The 24,298-nt window shown below is 63.6% G+C and carries 21 protein-coding genes; 14 read left to right on the forward strand and 7 right to left on the reverse strand.

Features of this window, described 5'->3' with window-relative positions; genetic code table 11:
• Window positions 1–5: 5 nt before the first annotated feature.
• Complete coding sequence (locus tag OCL88_RS02320; RefSeq protein ID WP_264961474.1) at window positions 6–1,148, reverse strand: Gfo/Idh/MocA family protein; 1,143 nt, start codon at window positions 1,146–1,148, stop codon at window positions 6–8.
• 139 nt (window positions 1,149–1,287) lie between these two features.
• Here OCL88_RS02320 and OCL88_RS02325 point away from each other — a divergent pair, with 139 nt between their 5' ends.
• The 9 genes from OCL88_RS02325 (at window position 1,288) to OCL88_RS02365 (ending at window position 10,101) form a co-directional block, all read left to right on the forward strand.
• The gene (locus OCL88_RS02325) at window positions 1,288–2,172 is read left to right on the forward strand and encodes a PfkB family carbohydrate kinase (protein ID WP_264961475.1); all 885 of its coding nucleotides are present in this window, start codon (window positions 1,288–1,290) and stop codon (window positions 2,170–2,172) included.
• A 30-nt stretch (window positions 2,173–2,202) separates the two neighbouring features.
• Complete coding sequence (locus OCL88_RS02330) at window positions 2,203–3,087, forward strand: aldolase (protein ID WP_264961476.1); 885 nt, start codon at window positions 2,203–2,205, stop codon at window positions 3,085–3,087.
• Window positions 3,088–3,143: 56 nt separating this feature from the next.
• On the forward strand, window positions 3,144–4,433 hold the full coding sequence (locus tag OCL88_RS02335; RefSeq protein WP_043427298.1) for an ABC transporter substrate-binding protein: 1,290 nt from the start codon (window positions 3,144–3,146) through the stop codon (window positions 4,431–4,433).
• Window positions 4,430–5,386 carry a carbohydrate ABC transporter permease gene (locus tag OCL88_RS02340; protein WP_166186379.1) on the forward strand — a complete coding sequence of 319 codons (957 nt, stop codon included), beginning with the start codon at window positions 4,430–4,432 and terminating at the stop codon, window positions 5,384–5,386. The genes OCL88_RS02335 and OCL88_RS02340 overlap by 4 nt, the downstream gene beginning before the upstream one ends.
• 4 nt (window positions 5,387–5,390) lie before the next feature.
• On the forward strand, window positions 5,391–6,206 hold the full coding sequence (locus OCL88_RS02345; protein ID WP_021472105.1) for a carbohydrate ABC transporter permease: 816 nt from the start codon (window positions 5,391–5,393) through the stop codon (window positions 6,204–6,206).
• A gap of 19 nt (window positions 6,207–6,225) precedes the next feature.
• A complete protein-coding gene (locus OCL88_RS02350) occupies window positions 6,226–7,665 on the forward strand; it encodes an NAD-dependent succinate-semialdehyde dehydrogenase (RefSeq protein ID WP_264961477.1) in 1,440 nt (479 codons plus the stop codon).
• Window positions 7,666–8,409 carry a sulfite exporter TauE/SafE family protein gene (locus OCL88_RS02355; protein ID WP_264961478.1) on the forward strand — a complete coding sequence of 248 codons (744 nt, stop codon included), beginning with the start codon at window positions 7,666–7,668 and terminating at the stop codon, window positions 8,407–8,409.
• 64 nt (window positions 8,410–8,473) lie between these two features.
• Window positions 8,474–8,659 (forward strand): hypothetical protein, encoded by a 186-nt coding sequence (locus OCL88_RS02360; protein WP_166186376.1) that lies wholly within the window; start codon window positions 8,474–8,476, stop codon window positions 8,657–8,659.
• 47 nt (window positions 8,660–8,706) lie between these two features.
• Window positions 8,707–10,101, forward strand: a complete 1,395-nt coding sequence (locus OCL88_RS02365; RefSeq protein WP_264961479.1) for a phosphomannomutase/phosphoglucomutase — start codon at window positions 8,707–8,709, stop codon at window positions 10,099–10,101.
• A 26-nt stretch (window positions 10,102–10,127) separates the two neighbouring features.
• On the opposite strand, the gene OCL88_RS02370 is transcribed toward OCL88_RS02365, so the two are convergent.
• From OCL88_RS02370 to OCL88_RS02395, 6 genes are all read right to left on the reverse strand, one after another.
• A complete protein-coding gene (locus OCL88_RS02370; RefSeq protein ID WP_264961480.1) occupies window positions 10,128–12,242 on the reverse strand; it encodes an FAD-binding protein in 2,115 nt (704 codons plus the stop codon).
• Between the two features lie 13 nt (window positions 12,243–12,255).
• Window positions 12,256–12,957: a bifunctional 4-hydroxy-2-oxoglutarate aldolase/2-dehydro-3-deoxy-phosphogluconate aldolase gene (locus OCL88_RS02375; protein ID WP_264961481.1), complete on the reverse strand. Its 702-nt coding sequence runs from the start codon at window positions 12,955–12,957 to the stop codon at window positions 12,256–12,258.
• A 22-nt stretch (window positions 12,958–12,979) separates the two neighbouring features.
• The gene (locus OCL88_RS02380; RefSeq protein ID WP_264961482.1) at window positions 12,980–13,939 is read right to left on the reverse strand and encodes a sugar kinase; all 960 of its coding nucleotides are present in this window, start codon (window positions 13,937–13,939) and stop codon (window positions 12,980–12,982) included.
• On the reverse strand, window positions 13,936–14,844 hold the full coding sequence (locus OCL88_RS02385; protein ID WP_264961483.1) for a carbohydrate ABC transporter permease: 909 nt from the start codon (window positions 14,842–14,844) through the stop codon (window positions 13,936–13,938). Before OCL88_RS02385 ends, OCL88_RS02380 begins: the two co-directional genes overlap by 4 nt.
• Window positions 14,845–14,847: 3 nt before the next feature.
• Window positions 14,848–15,849, reverse strand: coding sequence for a carbohydrate ABC transporter permease (locus OCL88_RS02390; RefSeq protein ID WP_264961484.1), 1,002 nt, complete (start codon window positions 15,847–15,849; stop codon window positions 14,848–14,850).
• A gap of 79 nt (window positions 15,850–15,928) precedes the next feature.
• A complete protein-coding gene (locus tag OCL88_RS02395; protein WP_264961485.1) occupies window positions 15,929–17,221 on the reverse strand; it encodes an ABC transporter substrate-binding protein in 1,293 nt (430 codons plus the stop codon).
• Between the two features lie 278 nt (window positions 17,222–17,499).
• Between OCL88_RS02395 and OCL88_RS02400 the strand changes: the two genes are divergently transcribed.
• Genes OCL88_RS02400 through OCL88_RS02420 form a run of 5 tightly spaced genes read left to right on the forward strand, consistent with a single transcriptional unit; the run spans window position 17,500 to window position 24,292 of the window.
• Window positions 17,500–18,519 carry a LacI family DNA-binding transcriptional regulator gene (locus tag OCL88_RS02400; RefSeq protein WP_264961486.1) on the forward strand — a complete coding sequence of 340 codons (1,020 nt, stop codon included), beginning with the start codon at window positions 17,500–17,502 and terminating at the stop codon, window positions 18,517–18,519.
• Window positions 18,520–18,529: 10 nt separating this feature from the next.
• Window positions 18,530–19,543, forward strand: a complete 1,014-nt coding sequence (locus OCL88_RS02405) for a Gfo/Idh/MocA family protein (RefSeq protein WP_264961487.1) — start codon at window positions 18,530–18,532, stop codon at window positions 19,541–19,543.
• Window positions 19,544–19,556: 13 nt separating this feature from the next.
• Entirely contained in the window at window positions 19,557–21,191 is a 1,635-nt protein-coding gene (locus OCL88_RS02410; protein WP_264961488.1) for an acyl CoA:acetate/3-ketoacid CoA transferase, read from the forward strand.
• A 30-nt stretch (window positions 21,192–21,221) separates the two neighbouring features.
• Window positions 21,222–23,489 carry a GMC family oxidoreductase gene (locus tag OCL88_RS02415; protein WP_264961489.1) on the forward strand — a complete coding sequence of 756 codons (2,268 nt, stop codon included), beginning with the start codon at window positions 21,222–21,224 and terminating at the stop codon, window positions 23,487–23,489.
• The gene (locus OCL88_RS02420) at window positions 23,486–24,292 is read left to right on the forward strand and encodes an enoyl-CoA hydratase/isomerase family protein (protein WP_264961490.1); all 807 of its coding nucleotides are present in this window, start codon (window positions 23,486–23,488) and stop codon (window positions 24,290–24,292) included. Before OCL88_RS02415 ends, OCL88_RS02420 begins: the two co-directional genes overlap by 4 nt.
• Window positions 24,293–24,298 lie beyond the last annotated feature (6 nt).

The raw sequence follows: 24,298 nt of genomic DNA on the forward strand, positions 1-24,298 counted from the left end.
CCTAGCTACTTCTGCACAGCAACACTCGGCGCGTGGAGCTCTACGGCGCGTCCTTCAATGATGGACTGCTCTGCAGCCAGGCCCATCCGCACCGACTGGAGGCCATCAGCCACCGTGACATCAACGGGCCCCTCCCCGAGGATGGCCTTGCGGTATCCGAGGTGTTCGTAATAGGTGGAGCCGTGATGCGCGCCCGCGGCCAGCACCGCTTCGTCCACGGGGACCTCATGCTTCTCCGGGCCCAGCGGGGAGCGGGGGCTGAATTCGACGGTGGCTTCCGTTTCGTCACCTTCGATCCAGTGATTGGCGGCGACTGGAATAAGGGTCTCGATCTTGGCAGCGTCACCCACAATCGAGATCCGCTCCTGGAACTTGGAGCCCTCGGCGAACATGGAGAGCTCCAGCATGGCCCGGCGCCCACCCTTGAAATCAACAATGACGTAGGCATTGTCCACCATGTCGGAGATCCGGCCGTCATAGACCTCATCCATGTGATTGACGTCGTGGCCGCCACTGGCGTAGATGCGGGTGGGCTCGTCCTGCAGGATCAAGCGCATGAGGTCGAAGAAGTGGCAGCACTTTTCCACCAAGGTCCCCCCGGTACGCTCCGCGAAGCGGTTCCAGGCATCCACCTTGTGCAGGAACGGGAAGCGGTGCTCGACGATCGAGAGCATGTGGATATTGCCAAGCTTGCCGCTGTGCGCGGCCTGGATGATCTCCTGAACGGGCGGCATATAGCGGTACTCCATCGCAACCCACACTGGAGCCGTGTAGGTGGCCGCGAGCTCTTCAAGCTCGTCCGCTTGCTCCGCACTGGTGCACACCGGCTTTTCCACCAGCACAGGCAGGTTTGTCCCGCTGGCGAAGATGTCCTTCAGGATCTCCAGGTGCGTGTCGTTTGGACTGGCGATCACAAGCGCATCAACCAGCCCTGAAGCCAACAAGTCCTTGTGGGCGGAGAAGGTCTGTACGTCGTAGCCGATTTCCCGCGCGGTTTCTTCCAGGGACGACGGCGTCGGGTCCGAAACCGCGGTAATAAGGCTTCCCGGGATCAAAGCCAGGTTTCGAACGTGTTCGCGCGCCATGTGGCCGGCACCGATGAGGCCATAGCGGATGGTCTGCGCTGCTTCTCCAGAGGGCAATGACATTGATCTGCTCCGTTTTCTCTGCGTTGAGTTCGTTGGGGGCGGGCGTTGCATCCCAAACATCACTATACAGAATGTGTTGTTTTTCACACATAGCGTGTGTATATTTTTTCACACCAGCCCAACTACAACGAGGTGGAACGTGCCCCAACTGTCATCCGAAACCCTGCTTTTCGTCGGGTGTGCCACATTGGACTCCATCGCCCTGGTGCAGCACTACCCTGCAGCCGACAGCCGGACCGTTGCCAGCGACTTCGCTACGGCAGGTGGCGGCCCCGCGGCCACAGCGGCCGTCGCCGCGGCCCGCGCAGGAGCCAGTGCAGCTTTCGCAGGAGTTGTTGGCGCCGACGAAGAGGGCGACCGCATCATCAGTGGCCTGGAAGCCGAGGGCGTTGACACCTCCGCGGTCATCCGGAACCCGGATGCCAGGACGGGCGCCAGCGTGATTGTGGTCAGCAAAGCCACCGAAAGCCGGGCAATCGTCACGCGGCCTGTTCCTCCTGTCCGCTTTCCCGAGGGCAGCCGGTTCCATGAACTTCTGGGAACAGCTTCCTGGGTCCACGTCGATCACTTGGGCTGGAGCGCCGTCGCACATGTGCCGGGCCTGCGCATCAGTGTCGACGCCGGGAACCCCATCCCCTCCTTCAGCCCGCAAGGCGTAGCACTGTATGTGCCGACGATCGAGCGGCTGCAGGCCGAATACGGCGACGGCCTTTCGCCCGAAGCGCTCCTGCAAAAAGCCGTCGACGACGGCGCCACCGCCGTCGTTGCGACAGCCGGCTCCGAGGGCGCCTGGGGACTTGAACAGGGCGGCGTGCCGTTCCACGTGCCGGCAACTCCCGCCGACATCGTCTCGACTCTGGGCGCCGGCGACGTCTACCACGGAGCCATCCTCGCGGCTGTCGCCGCAGGGCTTCCGCTCGCCGAAGCAGCTGCGTTCGCAGGACGCACCGCGTCCGCATCCTGCGCCGGACTGGACGGACGCTCCATGATTCCCCGCCAAACCATCACCCCAGTACTTACCTAAGTTCAACTCCCTAGCTGAAAGAAGCAGCCCATGAGCACTACCGACCTTTCCGCCCTCCAACGCCCCTCAGGCGCGTTCGCCATGCTCGCCGTTGACCAGCGCGAGGCGATGCGCAACATGTTCGCCGAGCACACGGACCAGCCCGTGACCGACGAGGACCTGCGGGACTTCAAGCTTGCGGCCGCACGAATCCTCACCCCCTATGCCTCCGGTGTCCTCATTGACCGCCAGTTCGCCCTGGACCAGGCCATCGAAGCAAAGGTGGTGGACCCCGGCTGCGGACTCATCGCTTCCGCCGACCACTTCGAGTCCGCACACGATGAACTGGTGGGCGAAGTAACCATCGACAAGCTGGTGGACCCCGGGAAGTACGCTGCCCTGGGCGCGAAAGCGCTGAAACTGCTGGTCCTCTACCGCCCGGACGAGCCCGCCGAAGGACGGGTGGAAATGGTCCGTGAATTCGTGGACAGCTGCAAGGCTGCCGGGCTGATCAGCATCATCGAACCCGTTTCCCGCAAACCGCTGGCAGGTGGCGATTTCGACTGGAACGCCGGCATCCTGGCCGCAGCCAAGGAACTGGGCAGCTTGGGCGCAGACCTTTACAAGGCTGAGGTCCCGTTCAAGGGCCAGGCTTCCGAAGCCGAAGTCCGCGCAGCCTGCGCCGAACTCAGCAAAGCCATCGACGGCCCGTGGGTGGTGCTCTCATCGGGCGTCCCCGAAGACGTCTTCCCGGAGGCCGTCCGCTGGGCCTGCCTTGAAGGCGCCAGCGGATTCCTGGCCGGACGGGCGGTCTGGGCCTCGTGCATCGGCTCACCCGATGTCACTGAATCCCTGTCCACCGACGCCGTACAGCGGCTGCAGCGGCTCTGCGCCGTCGTCGATGAAGTGGTAACCGCCCAGCGAACCAACGCCTGACACCGACGTCCCCCAACACCAACCAGGCACAGCAAACACTCAACGAGGAGAATATTGTGAGTCAGATTTCACGCAGGCAAGCCATGGCCGTTCTCGGTGCCCTCGGCCTCACGGCCACCGCCGCCGCATGCGCGGGCCCCGGCGGTTCCACAGCCCCGGGTGGCGCCACCGGCCCCTCCGCTCCGGCCACCGGCGACATCACCGGCAAGGTCTCTTTCGCACACTGGCGTGGCGAAGACAAAGCAGTGTTCGACGAGCTCATCAAGCGCTTCGTTGCCAAGAACAGCGGCGCGGAAGTCGTCCAGGACATCTCGACCTCCAACGACTACAACGCACAGGGCCTGCAGAAGGTCCGCGGCGCAGCAATCGGTGATGCGTTCGCCACCTTCCGCGGGGCGCAGTTCACCAACTTCTCAGAGGCCGGCATCTATACGGAGCTCAAGAACAGCAAGGCCGTCGGCAACTACCAAAAGGGCTTGCTGTCGGCCGGGCAGTCGGGCGAGAACCAGCTGGGTTTGCCGTATCAGGTAGTTTTCCCGATGCCCATGGCAAACACTGACCTTTTTGATAAGGCCGGTGCCGATCTGGCCCCGAAGGACTGGGACGCTTTCCTAGCCATGTGCGAGAAGCTCGCATCCTCCGGCGTCACGCCGATCTCCTGGCCCGGCGGTGACGTCGGTAACGGCGGACAGCTGTTCAACTGCATGATCGCCAACAACGCTCCCGTGGACGACATGTGTGCCCAGATCGAACAGGGCAAGCTCAAGTGCACGGACGACTGGTTCATCACCATGCTGAACCAGTACAAGGACCTGGTCCCGTTCCTGCAGGCCAACGCCACGGGTACTGCTGTGGAACCGGCGCAAAACCTCTTCTCCCAGGGGAAGGCAGCCATGCTCGCCACTGGGTCCTACCACCTCGCCGCCGTCCGGAACCTGGGCGCGACGTTCCCCATCGAACTGGTCTTCCCCAACACTTCCAAGGGCGGCAACGGCAAATACGAGGGCGTCTACAACGCCACCTTCATCCTCGGCGTCAACTCGGCCAGCAAGCACCAGGCGGCAGCCGCAGCCTGGATCGATTTCCTGTCCGAACCCGAAAACGCGGCCTATTACGCCAATGAGACGGCCCAGCACGTTGCCGTCAAGGACGTTGACTACACCAACCCGGACCTGAAGCGCCTGAGCCCGTGGCTGGACAAGAAGACGGCGCTGGCCGCCCGGTTCCAATTCCAGAACCTGGATGTCCGCAATGCGGTGGAGGCCAGCGCCACCGCCGTCATCTCCGGCACCAGCCCGCAGCAAGCGGCCGAAGCTGCACAGAAGATCGTGGACGAACGGCTATGAGCACCCACACCGGAATGGCTGCCAAGCGGCAAGCGCCCGACAGCAAAGCGGGGGCTCCGGTGAAGAAGCGCCGGTCCCCCACGCGCGTGAATCCTGCGCTTTACCTGTTTCCGTTGCCGGCAGTGGCCATCATCGCTTTCTTCCTGGTGATGCCGACCCTCCAGGCATTCCAGTATGCGGTGACAGACTGGAACGGCTTCTCGGCGGCGTTCAACTACGTGGGCGTGGACAACTTCGTCCGGGCGTTCACCAAGGACTCGTTGTTTACCAACGCGCTGACGAACAACCTGAAGTTTGTACTGTTGGTCGTCATCGCCCAGACAGTGTTCTCGCTTCTGCTGGCGCTGCTCCTGACAAAGAACTCCCGCGGCAGCATCGTGCTTCGAGCCCTGTTCTTCTTCCCGACCATCCTGTCCTCCGTCTCCGTGGCGTTCATCTGGAAGTTCATCTACGATCCCAACTTCGGCCTGGCCAACTCGGTCCTGGGTGCGGTGGGCCTGGAAGGACTCCAAGGCTCTTACCTGGGCGACAACAACCAGGCCTTGTACTGGGTAGCTGTAACGCAGGTCTGGTTCCACGCCGGGCAGATGATGGTGGTCTACATTGCGGGCCTGCAGGCCATACCGCGGGAACTCTATGAGGCCGCGGAGATGGATGGCGCAAACAAGTGGCAGCAGTTCAAGTCCATTACCTGGCCCTTCGTGGCACCCGCAACGTCCATCGTGGTTGCTTACACCACCGTGCAATCGTTCAAGGCGTTCGACCTGATCCTCGGCATCGCAGGCAATCCGCCCAAGAGCTCCCTGGACATCCTCTCCACACGCATCTACAGCACCTTCGCCAACTCGGAGTTCGGCTATGCGGCCGCCCAATCGATCATCTTCATGGCGATGATCGCTCTGGTCACCTGGCTTCAGCGTCGCTTGCTCCGGCTGACCCCGAAGGGGGAATAACAGCATGCTCGCCTCAATAAGCCGCCGCGCCATCCTTGGCATCTACGCGCTGATCATCATCGTCCCACTGACTGTGGTGGGGTTTGGCAGCTTCAAATCAACACAGGAATTGTTCGAAGGCCCCTTCAGCCTGCCGCAATCCCTCTCCCCGTCCAACTATGCCGAAGTCATTGGTGGCCAGGACCTCGGCTCGTCATTCTTGAACAGCGTGATCGTCACCGCGATATCCGTTCCGCTCACTTTGTTCATCGCCAGCCTGGCCGGCTATGCAGTGTCACGGCTCAGGGGATTCGTGTCGTGGGCCATCTTCGGATTCCTGGTCCTGGGCATGGCAATCCCGGCCCAAGCCAATATGGTCCCGCTGTATGTGCTCTTCGGTCGGCTCGGTCTGCTGGACAGCCTCACGGGACTGATCCTGGCCAACGTCGTCTCAACCCTGCCGATCGCCGTGTTCATCCTGGGTGGCTTCATGCGCACCCTGCCCAAGGAACTCTACGAAGCATCCTCGATCGACGGAACCGGCCCGTGGAAGACCTACGCCTCCATCGCCCTGCCGCTCTCGACACCATCCATCGCGGCCGCGGCCATCTTCCTGTTCGTCATCCACTGGAACGAACTGCTGTATCCGCTCCTCTTCATCCAGTCCCCCGGAAACCGCACACTGCCACTGGCACTGCTCAGTTTCCAGGGTGAATTCCAAACCAACTATCCCCTGTTGTTTGCCGGCGTCATCCTGGCTTCCTTGCCAGTCGTCGTCGCCTACATCTTCCTGCAGCGCTACTTTGTAGCGGGCATCACCGCAGGCGCCAGCAAGGGATGAGCATCCGAAAGGCAACATCGTGAACCTGAAATCAGCACACCACCTGATTAATGGGACCTGGCATTCGTCCGACTCCTCCAAGGATGTGCTGGATCCAGGCAATGGCAGCACAGTCGGGGAGGTCGCGTGGGGCGATGCCGCGGACGCAACACGGGCCGCCGATGCAGCAGCGGAGGCTTTTGGCAGCTGGTCCCGGACCACCGTCCGGACCCGTGCAGACCTCCTTCAGAATGCGGCCGTCCTGTTGGCCGAGCGACGCAACGAACTCGCCCACACGTTGGCGTTGGAGGCCGGCAAGCGGCTACCGGAAGCCCAAGGCGAAGTGGACTTCTCCGTGGAATACTTCCGCTGGTTCGCGGAGGAAGTACGCCGCAGCACCGGAACGGTCAGCCCACCCGAGCTCAGGGGCCGGCGCCATCTCAGCACACGCAAGCCAATAGGTGTGGCTTTGAGCCTGACCCCGTGGAACTTCCCGGTCTCCATCCAGGCCCGAAAGCTGGCGGCCATGCTCGCCGCCGGATGCACCGTCGTGGGCCGTGTCTCTGAAAAGGCGCCTCTGGCCGCCACCGGGCTCTTCGAAGTCCTGCATGACGCCGGCTTCCCTGCCGGCGTCGTGAACCTGGTCCACGGCCCGTCCCGCGAAACGACCGCAGCGCTGCTCAAGCACCCCGCCGTGCGCGCTGTCAGCTTCACCGGCTCCACCGGGGTTGGCCGCCAGATCATGGCGTCCGCCTCGGATCGCATCGTGAGGCCGCTGCTTGAACTGGGCGGCAACGCCCCGTTCATTGTGTTCGAGGATGCCGACCTTGACGCGGCCGTGGAAGGGGCGGTTCTTGGCAGGCTCCGGAACACCGGCCAATCCTGCGTAGCCGCAAACCGCTTCCTGGTTCAGGACAGCATCGCGGACGAGTTCGCCCGGAAACTGGCGGCGAAATTCGATGCGTTGACGATCGGCCACGGTGTTCCCGAGGGTGACTCGGCAGTCCCCGATCTGGGACCCGTGATCGACGACGACCGGGTGCGCGCGGTGCAGGCGTTGGTCGATGATGCCCTGGACCGCGGCGCACGCCGCGTCACCGAACGTACCCAGGTCCCCGGCCAGGGTTCCTTCCTGGCACCCACCCTCCTCGTCGACGTTCCCGCGGACGCGCCGTTGGTCAGCGACGAGGTCTTCGGACCTGCAGCCGGTGTTGTCACCTTCGCCTCGGAGGACGAAGCCATCAGCAAGGCAAACGCCACTGAAATGGGGCTTGCTGCCTACGTGTGGAGCAAGGACGCCAGGCGGGGCTGGGAAGTACCTGAGCAGCTGGAGGCAGGCATCGTCGGAGTCAACGACCCCCTCCCCTCCGTAGCCTTCGCCCCTATGGGCGGTGCCAAGCAGTCCGGCCTCGGGAGGGAAGGGTCCAGCCTCGGCCTGGAGGAGTTTGAGGAGGTCCAGTACGTGGCGTGGAGGGCCTAGATGCTGACCACCGGGCTGGTCCTGGGCGCCGTCGTCATGGGCGCCGGCATGCAGCGTGTCACCGGGATGGGGTTTGCCCTGGTGGCGGCCCCGTTCCTGGTCCTGCTTTTGGGCCCGGTGGAGGGCGTGGTGCTGGTCAACGTCTGCGGAGCCGTGACCGCGGGAGCGATTATTTTCCGCGTCGTTCGTGATATTGACTGGAAACAGTACCTGGCGTTGGCTGCGTCGGCGCTGGTGGGAATCGTGCCGGCGGCCATCCTCATCCGGTTCCTGCCACCTCCGGTGCTTGAGATTTCCATCGGAGTCATCCTCGCCATCGGGCTGACAGTCCTGCTGGTGATGAAATCGGCAGTCCTCCCCCGCCGTCGTCGGTACCTCTTCGCGGCAGGCGGACTCAGCGGCTTCATGAATACCGCAGCAGGAGTGGGCGGACCGGCGGTCAGCATGTATTCCATCGCAACCCGGTGGCAGCACAAGTCCTTCGCCGCCACCATGCAGCCCTACTTTTTCACCATCGGCTCGTTTTCCCTCCTCTCCAAAGCCATCACCGCCCCCGCGTCATTTCCGGTTCTACCCATGACGATGTGGCTCGCCGTCGCGGCAGCCTGCCTGGCCGGACTGGTGCTGGGTGACCTGGCTGCCAAACGCGTTTCAGCCCGCGCAGCGCAGATCCTGCTGATCATCCTGGCCTATCTTGGTGCGGCCGCCACGATTGTGCGCGGCGTGCTGGATGCCATGGGCTGACACCGGCGGCCCACCCCAAACCATTCATCCCAAAACCAAAAAACCAATCAACCAAAGGACCGTCATGTCTGTCATTTCACCCCAAGGCACCCTCCAGGTATCGACCCCGAACCACGAACCCCTCTCCCTCACCATCGAGGGCGACGCGCCCTTGGCCGTGCGCGTCGAAGTGGAGAACACCTGCACGTGCGGTGCCGGCCACGCCCGGCACGTAGGTTCCTATACCGATACCGACTTCGGCGCACGCTAGGGCCCGGAAACCGCAAGCTGTCACCACGGGTGTTTTTTAGGAGTCACATGGATCTTTCTTCCGCGTTCAAGGCCTACGACGTGCGGGGCATCGTAGGTGATTCACTCACTGACGAAGCCGCCGAAGCCATAGGCGCCGCCTTCGTCGACGTCCTGGGCCTCGCCGGCCGGAAGGTTCTCTGCGGAGGCGACATGCGCCCGTCATCCCGGGGATTCGTCTCGGCGTTCTCCCTCGGGGCGTCCCGCCGGGGCGCCGAGGTGTACGACCTCGGGCTGATTTCCACCGATGAGCTCTACTTTGCCAGCGGTGCGCTTGTCGCCGCCGGCGCCATTTTCACGGCAAGTCACAATCCCTCCCAGTACAACGGAATCAAGATGGCCAAAGCAGGGGCCGTTCCCATTTCGTCCGACTCGGGGTTGCCCGCCATACGCGATCTTGCGCAACGCTACCTGGACGGGGGCTACCCCACGGCGGAAAGGGCAGGGAATATCGCCCCGCTCGACGTCCTCGGCGACTACGCCGCGAAGCTGCGTACACTCATCGACCTGGACACCGTGCGGCCCCTCAAGGTTGTTGTCGACGCCGGGAACGGCATGGCAGGTTTGACGGTTCCGGCCGTCTTGGGCAACGAATTGCTGGACGGCCTGCCCCTCACCATTGTCCCTTTGTACTTCGAACTGGACGGGACGTTCCCGAACCACCCCGCCAACCCCTTGGAGCCGGAGAACCTGCTGGACTTGCAGGCAGCCGTCCTGGAGCACGGTGCCGATATTGGTTTGGCTTTCGACGGCGACGCGGACCGCTGCTTCGTCGTCGACGAGACAGGGCGGGCGGTATCGCCGTCGGCAATCACCGCGATGATAGCCGTCCGCGAAATTGCCCGGGCCCAGGCACAGGGCGAGGCCGCCCCGGCCGTCATCCACAACCTCATTACGTCCCGGGCAGTGCCTGAATTCGTCGAACAGGCCGGTGGACGGCCCGTCCGCACGCGCGTTGGCCATTCGTTCATCAAGGCACGCATGGCCGAGGAAAACGCTGTCTTCGGAGGCGAGCATTCGGCCCATTATTACTTCCGCGACTTCTACAACGCGGACACGGGATTGCTGGCCGCGATGCATGTCCTCGCTGCCCTTGGCGAACAGGATGCGCCGCTCTCCACGCTTGCCGGGAAGTTCGAGCCGTACTCTGCCAGCGGAGAGATCAATTCCACTGTCACCGATGCCGATCAAGCCATCGCGGCGGTCCGGAACTCCTACGAACCGGCACCCGGAGTTGCCTTTGACGAGTCGGACGGGCTGACCATAGCCGCGGAATCAGGCCACTGGTGGTTCAACGTCAGGGCATCGAACACCGAGGAGCTGCTCCGCTTGAATGTTGAGGCCAATGATGCCGCAACCATGCAGTCCGTTCGGGATGCCGTCCTGGATCTCATCCGGAACTGAATCCGATTCGCGGCAGGACTCCGGGATCAATACACGTTGCCGTTGCTTCGGAAGTCCCTCCAAACATTCTCAAAGAATTCGTCCGGCCGGGGAATTGGCCGGCGTTGCCGCCAGTGGAATTCGACCGTGGCCGGCAGCGGCGTTGCGGTCGGGCTTTCGGCGCCCCCGGCCGCGCCGTCGTCGGGCTGGATTGCCCGCCGGAAGGGCACGACCGTTTCTTGCACCTGATCATCCAGTGAACCGTTGTCGAGCCGGAACCTGAAGATCGAAGGAAGGTCCAACTCCTTGCCCGGGTCGGTGCCATGCCCCTTGAGAGGGAGGGATCCCGAGGGGTCGGAATAGATGACCGATCCCCGCGAATGTCCATTGTGGCCGATGTAGTCCGCCATAGCCGAGAGGTAGACGTGGGCTGTGGTGAGGATGTCCCTGATGAGGAATGTCCGGCTGATGGAACGGCGGGAAGAACGATTGGCGGCCACCGCCCCGGTATATTCGTCCGCCCACACTGACACCTGTTTCAGGGCCTCCAGCACTGAGTCGCCGGACCGCACGGGGCCGGCTTTTTCACTCATGAGTTCCTGGACACGGGTGAGCATCCCGGCGGTGTTGTCGGGTTCGCCCTGTTCTTCCCGCTCCGTTGCACGTGCCAGAAGGTCGAAGGCCGCCTCAATAACCGGAGTGGCAGCTTCAATGAGTTCCGTGTCGGGAAGGAAAGTACTGTCACTGTTCGCGGAGATGTACTGCGCGGCACGTGTTGCCCCTACCTGTCCGCTATTGAGGGCGGCACCTCCAGGCCGGTAGACGCCATGGGATCCGGCTGCTTCTCCGACGGGGAAGAACCCTCTGACGTTGGACTGCCACCAAGCATCAACGGTGAGTCCGCCATTGTTGTGCTGGGCGCAGACATCGACTTCGAGCATTTGTTCTTCAAGGTCGATGTAGGGGTTTCTGTCGAGGTAGAACCGGTAGGCGGGTTCGTTCATGTGGCGAAGCCGCTCGATGGGTGTTCCGAACAGGGCACCGGCCTTGGCGAGGTATTCCCGGGCTTCCGGTTCGAGGGCTGCAGGGTCGAAGTCCGGACGGACCGGGTTGCTGCGAAAGTCCAGGAAGACCCTGCGGCCACGCAACGCTGTTTCCTGATAGACCAGCAGGTCGATCAGGGATGATCCGTTGGCTGCCTTCCTGGCGTCGAACGGCCACTGGTAGCCCTTGAGGAATACCAGGGACATGAGCCGTCCGTAATCCTCAATGGTTTCGGTGAGGAATTCCCGTTCGTCGTTCCCGTCTTGGTCCGTCGAGATGAAACGCGGGATGGCCTGCATGTACGTTCCCGAGACGTTCCAACGGGGCTTGATGGAGCCCAGGCCGAACTGCCATTCCGTGAGGTTTTTTCCGGCCACGCCTGCGCGCAAGGCCGCGCCCGTGGCGCCCCATTGCCCGTTGGGAAAGACCCGCTTGGCATAGATTCCAGCGGGTCCGCCCGTTGCGTACACGATGTTCCGGCACCTGAAGAAGAGGAACGGGCACTCCTCCGAATCAAGGGAGACACCGGTCCGTAGTACCAGGAGCCCCGCAATTTTCGTTCCACCGGCACCATCGGGGGACACCACAAGGTCCACTACCCTGCATTCGTCGAGGACCCGGGTGCCATTGCGGAGAACCTTTTTCTCGAGCTTTTCCACCATCGTCCGGCTCGTGTACGGGCCCACGGACGTTGCCCGTTGGCGGGGGTCGTGGTCGGTCTTGTAGCCCACGAACTCCCCGTAGCGGTTCTGCGGGAACGGCACCCCAAGGTCGCAGAGCCGAATGAAGCCCCGTGCGCTGAGTGCTGCTTCGGCCAGCGCATTGTCACCGTCCATGGCACCGCCCGAGAACAGCGTCCCGGCCATCTCGCGCACGGAGTCAGGTTCGCTTCCGGAGAGGGTCAGTTTGTAGTAGGTCTGCTTGTCGGATCCGGCATTACGCGAGGCACCGGCCCGTACCTTGTCGGCAACCATCACAATGTCGTCGTGGCCCAGTTCCCACAGCCTGTCGGCTGCGCAGTAACCGGCCGAGCCTGTTCCCACGATGACGGTGGACACAGTAACTACCGGCACCTGGTATTTCCCGAAGGCCAGGGATTGCGGCTGTGTGTTAGTCATTGTTGTCTCCGTCCTACAGGGGCAGCTGCGTCAGCAGGTTGTGGGTGGATGCCGCAGCGGCAGGCCGGTCGGCATTGGACGCGAGGAACCGCTGGACGGCCGACGCGCCCAGGTCCGTAGCGAAGTCCGAACTCAGCCCTACGACGCTGACGCCGGAGTCCAGGTAGGCACGCGCCGTTGCCGCCTGCATTCCTCCCGTGGCGACGAAGTTGACGTCGGGAAAAGGCCCTTTCATGGCTTTGGTCCACTCATGCCCCAGCACCGAGGCAGGAAAGGCTTTCAGCCAGGTCAGTCCGAGGGCTTTGGCGCGGAGGATCTCGCTGGCGGTAGCGACGCCGGGTAGATGAGGCAGGGACCGACGGACGCTTTCAGCGACAATCTCCTCATTCAGGCCCGGCGAAACGGTGAAGGAGGCGTTGGCGGCGGCAGCGGCCTCCAGTTGGGCGGTGGTGGTGATGGTTCCGGCGCCGACGGTGAGCCCGCGTTCGGATGCGGCCCTGACGACGGCGGTCAGCGCGGCAACCGCTTCCGGCGTTTCGATGGTGACCTCGACGTGTTCCACTCCGGCGTCCCATGCCCGGTTTGCCCGTCTGACGGCTTCGTGGGGAGAGAGCCCTCGTAGGACTGCGATGACCGGGACCTGGAAAAATCCTCCGGAAAACCATGTGTGGGGTAGATCGTGTGTCAAGGTTCTGTCTTTCTCGGATGGGGGCACATTGCGGGGCCGTTCCCTGTAGTCAGCCGGAGCTGGCGAGAGCGGCGCGGGAGGCATACGTGCGGGGCTGGTTGCCGTGGCCGGGACGGAAGTCACTGCGGGTGCCGAGGGTCCAGGCTGCGAAGGAATGGCCGAGGGCGAGCCTGTCCTCGGGTGTATCGCCGCGGAGGATGCCTGCAAGGTAGCCGGCTGCGAAGGCGTCGCCGGCACCCACAGGTTCGATGACCTCGACGTTATGCGCCGGGACCCGGGCCGTGCGCTCCCCCTGGCCGTCGCGGATGAATTCCACCGCTTCCGTGGAGGAGTCTTTGACGACGAGATGCCGCGGACCCTGCAGCAAGCCCGCCACGTCGGCCGCACTGGTGCATCCCCAGAGCGTTTCTGCTTCGTCCAGGCCGACGAGGACCACAGTCGCTTGCTCGGCCAGCGTCTGGAGGCGGGGGCCGGCGACGTCCACGGGCCAGAGTGCGGGACGGTAGTTAACATCAAAGGAAACCTTGTAACCCATGTCCTTGGCCTGAGTGAGGATGTGGCTGGTCAAGGCTCCTGCCGTGTCCGACAGCGCCGGGTTGATTCCGCTGGTGTGCACCCAACGTGTCCGCCCGGCGGGCCAGGTGTCGAAGTCCCGGGGGGACATACGGGACGCGGCTGAGCCGGACCGGTAGTAGAGGGTTCGTGCGCCATGCCCAAGGTCCGGGTCCTTGAAGTACACCCCTGTCGGGGCCGTCCCATCCCGGATGACGAGGCTGACGTCGACTCCGCGGGCGGCGAGGCCTTCGATGATCCGCTCTCCGAAAGCGTCCCGGCCAAGCCGGCTGGCCCAGGCAACCCGGTAGCCAAACTCAGCCAGGTGGGCGGCGACGTTCGATTCCGCTCCCCCGTAGCCAAGGAGGCACTCTTCCGCCGTCTTGATCGGTTCGGCGTGCGCGGGGGTGACGACGCCCATCGTCTCCCCCACGCAGATGACATCGATGGTTGTCACTTCACGGCCCCCGCCGTCAGGCCGCTGACGAAGAACTTGCCGAGGACCAGGTAGAGAAGGACTGTGGGCGCAGCGACCAGAACGGCCCCGGCCATCAGTTCCGGGTAGTCGACAGTGGTGGTGCCGATGAGGTTGTTCAGGGTGACTGTGGCCGGCCAAGCGGCAGGGGACGCCAGGATGAAACCGAAGAGGAAGTCGTTCCAGATGTTGGTGCACTGGAAGATTCCCGCGACCACGAACCCGGGGATGGACAACGGCAGCATGACTTTGGTGAAGGTCTTCCAGATGCCTGCACCGTCGATCGCGGCCGCCTCGATGATGGCGTTGGGGATGCCCTCATAGTAATTCCGGAAGATCAGGGTGGTGATCGGGATGCCGTAAATGATGTGGACCAGGATCAGACCGACGAGGCTGCCTTGAATATTGACCAGGTTCAGGAACTGGAAGACCGGGATGATGACAGCCTGGAACGGAATGAACATACCCACCAGCAGGACCGTAAACAGGGCGTTCGAGCCACGGAAGGGAAACTTCGACAGCAGGTAGCCATTCAGCGAACCGAGCAGGCAGGAAATGAGCGCCGCAGGGATGGTGATCTGCAGGGAGTTCGCCAGTGAGCCGTGGAGCTTCGTCCAGGCTCCCTTGAATGCCTCAAGGCTTGGAGCGTCAGGGAAGGCGAGGAAGAAGTTGGGAGCTCCGTTGCTGCCGGACAGGGCAGTGGCGATGATGACATAGACGGGGACGAGCATGCCGAGGGTGGCAATGACGCAGATGCCCAGGACAACCCACCCGCCCGGGGACTTCGGCAGGCCCCGGCCCCGGGGCTTGCGGACCGCGCGCGGGGTCTTCCGGCTGCCCGGTTCGGCCGGAAGCGAGGTTTTTGCTTGCAGAGTGTCGACAGCCATTTCTTATGCCTTCCGCTCTTTCCGGTAGCCCCGGATCAGGTACGGGACGATCACAACGAGTGTCAGCAGGAGCAAGATGATTGCCATCGCTGAGGCCTTGTCGTACCGGCTGGTGAGGTAGTTGTAGATGTAGATGCCCGGTACGTCGGTGACAAACCCGGGCCCGGAGCCTGACATCGCGACCACAAGGTCGAAGATCTTCAGGGCTACGTGGAGCAGCAGGACGAAGCAGGTGATGGTGGAGGGCCAGAGCTGGGGAAGCACAATATGCCGCAAGCGCTGCCAGGTGTTCGCACCGTCGACGTTTGCCGCTTCGAGGTGCTCTTCAGGGATCGAGGCAAGGCCCGCCAGGTACATGGCCATCGCAAAACCAACCAACTGCCAGGCAGCGGCGAAAATGATGGGCAGCAGCGCAACGGGGATGCCGAACTGCACTTTCAGGAAATCCGTCCCGGACGGGTCATTCAAGGCACCCAGGACTGTAGGGTCCGTGGTCCATCCGGGCGGGTCCTCTATTCCGATGCTTCGCAGGATCTCGTTGACGCCGGTGGACGGGGAGAAGATCCATCGCCATGCGACGCCGGTGACGATGAACGACAACGCGTAGGGCAGCAGGAACACGGTACGGAAGAGGCCCTTGCCAACACTGACGTGGTGGATGAACAGCGCTGCAATGAGACCGCCCACGATCGCCAGGACAAGGAAGATGATCGTGAAGATAACGACGTTCCGGATGTCCGCTTGGAAGCGCTGCTCCTGGATGATTTCGCCGTAGGTTCCGCCGAAGGGCTGGCGAAGTGTCAAGTCGGGGCTGGTTCCGATCTTCCAGTTCGACAGCGAAATGTAAACGGTGATGCCGATGAAGACGTACACGAAGACGAAGCTCACCAGCAGGCTGGGGGTGAAAATCAAGGCGGAACGCCGGGAGGTTTTGACGTTGTGGGGAACTTGTTTCTTGGACCGCGTGCCAGTGGGTGCGGGCGGTCGTGTTGTTGACGATGTCATATGAACTGATCCTGTCCGGGGTGTGGCTGCCGTGGGACCGGCAACCACACCCTTGGCGACTTGGTTGGCTTGCCCGCCGCTAGAGCTGGGTCTTCTGGGCCTGGGTCATGCTGGCAAGGAAGGCATCGACGTTGCCGCTGCCGTTGAAAGTGGATACTGCGTCGGCGTAGGTCTGGGCGAACTCAGCCGTGGCCGCCTGGCCATGGGCGATGGATGAAACCACTGACGCCTTGGAGAAACTTTGCGCTGCTTCCTGCTGGTACTGGGAAAGGGTTGAAACGTCGGCGTTCGTGACGGCCGGAATCGACCCCTTCCTGGCAGCAAATTCGGTCTGGATCTTCGGGTCCATGAGGGTCGTCAGCCAGGCCTCGGCTGCCTCTGCATGGGGAATGTTCCGGGCAGGGATGGAGAACCCGTCGCCCACATAGTCGAAGATGTCCTCCTTGCCCGGGAAGGTGGCCCAGGAGAAGTCAGTTCCGGGGGTCTTTTTCGCGTTGACCAACTCGCCGTAGGCCCAGTCGCCCATGAGGCTGACCGCGCACTTACCGTCGGCCATCTTCTTCACCGCCTCATCCCATGTGACAGCGGAGTGGTCCTTGTTGGAGAGCGACAGGATGACCTTGTAGTCCTCCAGGGCCTGCTTCACCTCCGGAGAATCGAAAGAGTATTCGTTCGTGAAGAGCTTCTTGTAGTTATCTGCCCCGGTGCGGGACATGATGATGGATTCCAGCAGTTCCGCCGAGGCGAAGATGTCCTTGTCGCCAAGGCAGACAGGAGTCACACCGGAGGCCTGGACCTGCTTGAGCGTACTGATCAAACCATCGACGCCGGCGGCCGGGTCGACCTTGGCATTGGCCTTGGCCAGCACTGCCGGATTGGTCCACAAGACGTTGCCGCGGTGAACGCCGATGGGAACGGTGTAGTACTTGCCGTCCACCTGTTGCGCCTCGGCGACGTCCTTGGGCAGCTTGGAAGCCCAGTCGTTGCGGGTCCACAGATCCGTCAGGTCGGCTACCTGACCGCCGTCGACATAGCTTTTCAGCTGACCGGCAGGGTGCAGCTGCCAGGAGTCCGGCGGGCTGCCGGCCTGCAGCCGGGCCGCCAGGGCTTGCCGGGCGTTGGCGCCACCGCCGCCGGATACTGCAGCGTTGTCCACCGACAGGCCCGGGGAAGCCTTCTTCACGCCGTCGATCAGCCCGTTGAGCGCCTCCGCCTCTGATCCCGAGGTCCACCAGGAGGTGATCTCCAGCTTGTTGGAGCCGCCCCCCGGGGAACTTCCGGCGGGCTGGTTGGCCGAGCATCCCGTTACTGCAATGAGGCCCGCCGCTGCCGAGACGGCGAGCGAAACCTTGATTTTGTTCCCTGCACGCATGACTACTCTCCTTTGGGTTTATGAGACGCCGGCCCGCATACGGTCGGCGTCAGCCTGCGTTGTGGTTCAGGTTACATAAGCTAGTAGAACGATGCAACAGTTTTCTTGCAAGCTGCCCGCAATGTCGATTGACCGCATCTCAGCATCTCGCCTGGCCCATGCCCTGCGACCGCGAACGCCGTAAAACCGCCTGTTGCGCATCTAGTAGATCGGTGTAACATTCTGACCTGTCACTGCTTATGAATAGTCCCACGAGAAGCCCCAGGAGGTGGAAACGGATGAAAAGCATCACCCTCGACGACGTCGCCAAGCTTTCAGGAGTATCTCGATCTACCGCCTCGCTGGTCCTCCGGGGGAGTGCGCGCATTCCGGAGGCCACTGCCGACCGGGTGAAGCTGGCCATGGCTGACTTGGGCTACGTCTATAACCGTCGAGCGGCCAACATGCGCCGGAACGAGTCCATGACGTTGGGCCTGATCGTGACGGATATCAGCAACCCGTACTTCGCAGGCTTGACCATGGCCATCGAGGAGGCAGCCCATGCCGCCGGCTACACACTCTTCGTGGGCTACAGCCGTGACGATGCCGAACGGCAGTACGCCCAAATCGAGACCATGGTCCAGCAGCAGGTGGACGGCATCTTCCTGCTGCCGGCCACAGGATCGGAACTTGCACCGGTATGCGGCATCGTGGACCGCTTGAACGTGCCCGTCCTGCAACTGTCCCGGTACTTTTCCGAGGAACTGGATTACGTCGGCCCTGACAACGTCGGCGCGGGACGGCAACTGGCCCAACACCTCGCTTCCCTTGGTGTGACCTTCGCGGTCCTGGTCGGCGGGCCCGAAAATTCCTCGGCCCGGAAAGAACGCATCAGGGGGCTGGCAGCGGGCTTCGCCGGGACCGGCGTCGGCTTTGACGTGAACGGCACGGCTGCCACCACGAACAATGCGGCTGGCGGCGCCCAGGGCGTTGCACGAATCCTCGATCAGGGAATCTGGCCTGGCTGCATCATCGCCTACAGCGACGCAGTTGCGTTTGGCGTCTACGCAGAACTGCGCCGCCGCAGCCTCGAACCAGGCAGAGACGTGGCAGTGGCCAGCTTCGACGACATCGCACTATCGGAACTACTGCTACCGCCCCTGACGTCGGTAGCCACGTATCCCGGGCACATCGGCAGCCGGGCGGCGGAATCACTGCTGAACCGGATTCGCGACTCCACTCTTCCGCCGCAGCGATCCCTCATTGAACCGGCGTTGAAAGTCCGCGCCTCCACCGCCCAATGGCGACCACGAACATAGGAGCAGAACCATGCCAGCTTTGAAATGGGGCCTCATCGGCGCCAGCGACATCGCCGCGACCCGTGTCATCGACGCGATCCGTTCCAGTGGCGGACACATAGAAGGAGTGGTCAGCGGCTCAGCTGGAAGGGCCGAAGAGTTCGCGGCTGCCCACGGACTGCCCTGCGCCACGACGGACCTGGACACATTCCTCGGCCGGGACATCGACGCTGTCTACGTTTCTTCCACGAACGACCAGCACTTCGAGCAGGCCTGCCGCGCCCTCCGCGCCGGAAAGCACGTCCTGTGCGAAAAGCCCCTCGCCCTCACCGCAGAGGAAGCCGAAACCATGGTGAACCTCGCGGACGACCTCGACCTCGTCCTGGCCGCGAACCACCACCTCCCGGGCAGCCCCCTCCACGCAAAAGTCCGTGAGCTCGTCGCCGACGGCGCCATCGGAACAGTCCTGTCGGCGAAGGTTGCACACGCCGTCCTGTTGCCCCGCCGTCTCCGTGGCTGGCGGCTTGGACAGAGCAAGCCGGGCAGCGGCGTCATCCTTGACATCACCTGCCACGACGCGTCCGTACTCAACCCGTTGCTGGGCAACCCTGTTGCTGTCACCGCCGTAGCTGTCCAGCAGGCGGAGTGGAACGCCGGGGGCCAGGCAGATGCCGCCATGACCGTGATCCGCTACGAACAGGACGGCAAGCCTCCGGTCCTTGCCCAAACCCACGACTCCTTTACGGTCGGTTACGCCGAGACGTCCCTGGAGGTCCACGGCACCGAAGGCACCATCAAAGTCATCGATGCCATGACCCAGGACACCAAGGGGCAGGTCCTGCTCACTACCAGGAACGGTACCCGCGACGTAGACGTCGACTGCTCCGATGACCTGTATGTCATCGGTCTCCGCGCCTTCACCGCAGCGGTGGATGGGACCGGAACCCCCACCGCCGACGGCCGTGACGGCCTCATGGCACTCAAGGTCGCCCTGGCCGCGGAGAAGTCAGCAACCACCGGACGCACTGTCCGCATCAACGAATAGCAGAAAGAACGCCATGCAGAAGGTACAGCTCCTCCAGGCCCGCGAAGCAGCGGACCTCATTAATGACGACGACGTCATCACCGTCAGCTCCTCCAGTGCCTTGGGATGCCCCGACGCTGTCCTTTCAGGGATCGGCCAGCGCTTCGACGAAACCGGCCACCCGGCCAATCTCACGTCCATCCACCCGATCGCTGCCGGGGATATGTACGGGGTCAAAGGCATTGACCACATCGCGCGTCCGGGACTGCTGCGCAAGGTCATCGCCGGGTCCTATCCCTCGGGCCCGTCCAGTGCCGAGCCGCCGCGCATCTGGCAGATGATCGAACGCGAAGAGGTTGAAGCCTACAATTTTCCGTCCGGGGTCATCTACCAGATGCATCGTACGGCCGCCGCCCGGCAGCCGGGGGTCTTCACCCAGGTAGGCCTGGACACCTTCGTCGATCCCCGTCTTCAGGGCGGACGAATGAACACCACTACCCCGGCAGCCCACGTTGAAACTGCCACGGTCGCAGGCCAGGAGTGGCTCTTTTTCCCGGCCGTGGTTCCGAACGTGGCCATTATCCGGGCCACAACCGCCGACGAATACGGAAACCTGACCTTCGAAGATGAGGGATCGCCCCTTGGAGCCCTCGATCTGGCATATGCCGCGCACAACAACGGCGGAATCGTCATTGCCCAAGTCAAGCGCGTCGCTGAAGCCGGCAGCCTCCACCCCCAGCACGTCAAGGTACCGGGCATCCTGGTTGACGCCGTCGTCATCGCCGAAGACCAGCTGCAAACCACCCTGACGCCCAATGACCCTGCAATCTCCGGCCAGCTGCGCAAGCCGCTGTCCTCGCTGCCGCACGTAGGGTTCTCGATCGAAAAGATCACGGCACGCCGGGCAGCCCAGGAACTCAAGGCCGGAGAAATCGTCAACCTCGGTTTTGGCGTGTCCGCCCTGGTCCCCCACATCCTGGTCGAAGAAGGCCAGGGCCGTGAGGTCAGTTGGGTCATCGAACAAGGTGCCGTCGGCGGCGTCCCGCTGTTGGACTTCGCCTTCGGCTGCTCCCAAAACCCCGACGCGATCATGCCCAGCATCGACCAGTTCACCCTGTTGCAGGGAGGCGGCTTCAACCGCTCACTGCTTTCCTTCCTGGAAATCGACCGGCACGGCAACGTCAACGTCCACCACCTGCCCAAGAAGCGGCACGTCACCGCCGGAGTGGGTGGCTTCGCCGACATCACGTCCTCGGCCCCGGAGATCGTTTTCATGGGTGCCTTTACCGCGGGCAGGCGGGACATCACTGCCGGCAACAACGGGCTCGACATCCGTGCCGACGGACCCTTTACCAAGCTTGTCAACGACGTCTCGGCCGTGACTTTCTCGGGGCCCCGCGCCTTGGCCCGGGGCCAGAAGGTCAAGTACATCACCGAACGCGCTGTCATGGAACTGACCGATGCAGGGCTCGTCGTCACGGAAATCGCCCCGGGCGTGCATCTGCAGAAAGACGTCCTGGACCGGAGCGAATTCCCGCTCATCGTCGCTGACGACCTGCGCACCATGGACCTCGCCCTCTTCGCCGACGCCCCCGCCGGCATCCACCTGGCCACACTGCCGCTGCACGAACGCCTTGAGCAGCGGGCCTCTTCCTTGGCCGTGCGCTGACGCCGGCGAAACCTGAAAGGACCAACCGCGATGAGAAGCTTCCGCATTCTTACCCCCTACGAGACCGAACTCGCCGATGCCATGTTCGAGGCGATGTTCCCCTCCGACGGGCACAGCCCGGACGTCCGGGAAGCCGGCGTCACCGAATACCTTGACCTCACGCTCGAAGGCTATGGACGGAAGGAACTGCCCAAGTACCAGTGGCTCTTCGGCGCACTGGACCGGTTCGCCGAGGACAAACACGGACGCAACTTCGCAACCCTGAGCCTGGATGAGCGCGCGGATGTGCTGGCCCTCCTGGAACAGGGCGAATTGACCGACCAGCTGCCGGTGAAGGAACAGCGCGAACTCTTCGGACTGGTGGTCGCCCACACCCAGGAAGGCCTCTTTGCCGATCCGGCCCACGGCGGCAACAAGGACGCCATCGGCTGGAAGTTCCTCAATCACCCCGGGGTGTGGCTGGAGAACTCTGCCGAGGAGAACCTCAGCCCCGAACACGTCACCAAGGGCGGCGTTATCAAGACGCTCTCCGACGCGATGCAGGAAATTCCGCGCGACGCCGAAGGGCACAAGCTCAAGCAACTCGGCTACGAGAATGCCGTCAACCCGCAGATGACCGACGAGGTTGATGTCTTGCTGGTGGGTGTGGGCGCCATGGGTGGACTCAGCGCGCAGGTGTTCGCCGAGGCAGGGCTCAGCGTGGTTGGCCTCGAAGCGGGCCCGTTCCGTCCGCTGGATGAATTCCTTCCCGATGAACTGGAACACGCCTACTACACGCGAGGTGGCCTTGGCCCGAAGTTTCAGCAGGAAACCCCGCGCTGGCGCGAAAACGCCGACGACGAGGACACCCGGGAGGCGACCTTCTCGCTTGGCCGCATGGTCAACGGCGTCGGCGGATCGGCAGGGCATTACGGGTCCTGGCTCCGGCGCTTCCACGCGTGGCAGTTTGCGCCCAAGAGCCACTACGACGCCCTCTACGGGCCGAATGCGCTGCCTGAGGACTGCACTTTGGCGGACTGGCCCGTCAGCTACGAGGATCTTGAACCCTTCTACACCAAACTCGAACACCTGATCGGGATCGCCGGTGACGAGTCCAACCCGTTCATCAAGCGCAGCAAGCCGCTGCCTTTGCCGGCCACCCGGCCGTTTATCCTCGGCAACAAGTTCACCGCCGCCACCCGCGCCGCGGGGCTCCACCCGCACCCTGTGCCGGTGGGATTCACCACGGAGTCCTACGGCGGGCACCCCGCCACCGGGTACAGTGCCTGGAACAACGGACTCGGGTCCTTCCGCGGTGACCGCTGGCACCCTGGCCTCGGCCCCGTTCCCGCTGCCATTGCCACCGGAAACTTTGAACTCCGCACGCACTCCCGGGTCACCCGCATCATCACCGATGAGGCCGGCGCCGCCCGCGGCGTCGAATGGGTCGACCCCTTGGGCCGGGTACGCCGCCAGTACGCACGCGCCGTCATCCTCTCCGCCTACACCTACGAGAACCTGCGCCTGATGTACCTGTCCGCGGATTCACGTCATCAGGACGGCCTCGGCAACAACACCGGACAGCTCGGCATGCACTACATGACCAAAATGTTCGGCCACGTCGATGCCCTCTTCCCCGGTACGGAATTCAACCGGCACACCGGTCCCGCAGCCCAAGGCGTGGTCCTGGACGACTTCCTCTCCCCTGATTTCCGGTCCCTGGACCACGGCTTCATCGGCGGAGCGACCCTGGGCGCCGAACAGCAGGCACTACCCCTCCAGATCGCCCGCGAAACCTTGCCGCCGGACGTTCCCCGTTGGGGCGCGAAGTACCGGGACCACCTCAAGCTGTGGTCCCAGCAAGGCGTCATCCGTATCCAGCCGGACGCACTGCCCTACGCCTCCCACAGGATCGACGTCGACCCCCGCCACCGCGATTCTTCCGGCCTGGGCATGCCCTTGGTACGGGTAACTTACCGGCTGCGTGAGAACGAGCGCCGGCTGGCTTCCTGGATGGCTGACAAAGCCACCGGACTCCTGAAGGACATGGGAGCCACGAAGACCTGGCAGGGCCCCTACTTCACCGGAGTGGGATCCAGCCATGACCTGGGCGGTGCCCGGTTCGGCCACGACCCCGCAGGGACGGTCCTCAACGAGCACCTCGCCGTGCACGACACCCCCAACCTCTTCATGTACTCCGGTGCCGCTTTCCCCAGCTGCCCCGGGATCAACCCGACCCTGACGATCTGGGCCGTGGTGATGCGCGCAGCCGAACACCTCGCCGGAGAACTCGGCGGCACGCGGAAGGTCCAGTCATGAGCGCCCCGGCAACAACGGCACAGAACCTCGGCACGGTCACTGTCCAATACTCCCCCGACGGGCATACGGCCACGATCCTGATCGACCGGGCCACCAAGCTGAACGCGCTCACACTGCAGCTGCTGAACGAGCTCGAAGCGGCCGTACGCGACGTGGACGCCTCCACGGCCCGCTTGGTCCTCGTCCGCACCGCCGGGGAGAAGGTCTTCTGCGTCGGCGCCGACATCAACCACTTCGCCGACCTTTCCGCTGCAGGCATGTGGCGGGACTGGATTGCCACCGGGCACAGGGCCTTCGATGCCCTCGCCGGCCTGCGGCAGCCGAGCATCGCCGTCGTCGACGGCCTTGCCTTCGGCGGCGGCCTGGAACTGGCCTTGGCCTGCGACTTCCGCGTCATTGCCCGGGAAGCGAAGGTCGCCCTCCCCGAAACCGGACTGGGCACCGTCCCGGGATGGGGCGGCACCGAACGGGTCACGGAACTGGCCGGCAGGGCACGTGCCAAGGAGCTGGTCCTGACCCGTCGGCAGCTCACCGGCGACGAAGCAGTCGCCTGGGGCCTGGCTACCGCTGCGGCCCCACGTTCCGCGCTCGAAGACGCCGTTGCCGGCCTCTCGGGCGAACTGCTCGCCGGCGCCCCCGTGGCGGTGCAGCTCGGAAAGCAGCTCATCGACGCTGCGGCCGACGGCGCGCCCTCCAGGGTGCTCGAAGCCCTGGCCGGCGGCCTTGCCGCGGCAACCGCGGACCTCGCCGAAGGCGTTGCAGCGTTCCGCGGGAAGCGCACTGCCCGGTTCACCGACAACTAGAACAAC

It is taken from the genome of Paenarthrobacter sp. PAE-2, from assembly GCF_026013155.1.
Classification (GTDB): domain Bacteria; phylum Actinomycetota; class Actinomycetes; order Actinomycetales; family Micrococcaceae; genus Arthrobacter; species Arthrobacter ureafaciens.

Bases quoted from the DNA above. Each gene is read 5' to 3' on its own strand.
- OCL88_RS02405 (WP_264961487.1), top strand. From the start codon at position 18,530: ATGCCAGCTTTGAAATGGGGCCTCATCGGCGCCAGCGACATCGCCGCG.
- OCL88_RS02355 (WP_264961478.1), top strand. From the start codon at position 7,666: ATGCTGACCACCGGGCTGGTCCTGGGCGCCGTCGTCATGGGCGCCGGC.
- OCL88_RS02390 (WP_264961484.1), bottom strand. From the start codon at position 15,849: ATGACATCGTCAACAACACGACCGCCCGCACCCACTGGCACGCGGTCC.
- OCL88_RS02320 (WP_264961474.1), bottom strand. From the start codon at position 1,148: ATGTCATTGCCCTCTGGAGAAGCAGCGCAGACCATCCGCTATGGCCTC.
- OCL88_RS02410 (WP_264961488.1), top strand. From the start codon at position 19,557: ATGCAGAAGGTACAGCTCCTCCAGGCCCGCGAAGCAGCGGACCTCATT.
- OCL88_RS02340 (WP_166186379.1), top strand. From the start codon at position 4,430: ATGAGCACCCACACCGGAATGGCTGCCAAGCGGCAAGCGCCCGACAGC.
- OCL88_RS02370 (WP_264961480.1), bottom strand. From the start codon at position 12,242: ATGACTAACACACAGCCGCAATCCCTGGCCTTCGGGAAATACCAGGTG.
- OCL88_RS02395 (WP_264961485.1), bottom strand. From the start codon at position 17,221: ATGCGTGCAGGGAACAAAATCAAGGTTTCGCTCGCCGTCTCGGCAGCG.
- OCL88_RS02415 (WP_264961489.1), top strand. From the start codon at position 21,222: ATGAGAAGCTTCCGCATTCTTACCCCCTACGAGACCGAACTCGCCGAT.
- OCL88_RS02360 (WP_166186376.1), top strand. From the start codon at position 8,474: ATGTCTGTCATTTCACCCCAAGGCACCCTCCAGGTATCGACCCCGAAC.
- OCL88_RS02420 (WP_264961490.1), top strand. From the start codon at position 23,486: ATGAGCGCCCCGGCAACAACGGCACAGAACCTCGGCACGGTCACTGTC.
- OCL88_RS02365 (WP_264961479.1), top strand. From the start codon at position 8,707: ATGGATCTTTCTTCCGCGTTCAAGGCCTACGACGTGCGGGGCATCGTA.
- OCL88_RS02345 (WP_021472105.1), top strand. From the start codon at position 5,391: ATGCTCGCCTCAATAAGCCGCCGCGCCATCCTTGGCATCTACGCGCTG.
- OCL88_RS02400 (WP_264961486.1), top strand. From the start codon at position 17,500: ATGAAAAGCATCACCCTCGACGACGTCGCCAAGCTTTCAGGAGTATCT.
- OCL88_RS02385 (WP_264961483.1), bottom strand. From the start codon at position 14,844: ATGGCTGTCGACACTCTGCAAGCAAAAACCTCGCTTCCGGCCGAACCG.
- OCL88_RS02330 (WP_264961476.1), top strand. From the start codon at position 2,203: ATGAGCACTACCGACCTTTCCGCCCTCCAACGCCCCTCAGGCGCGTTC.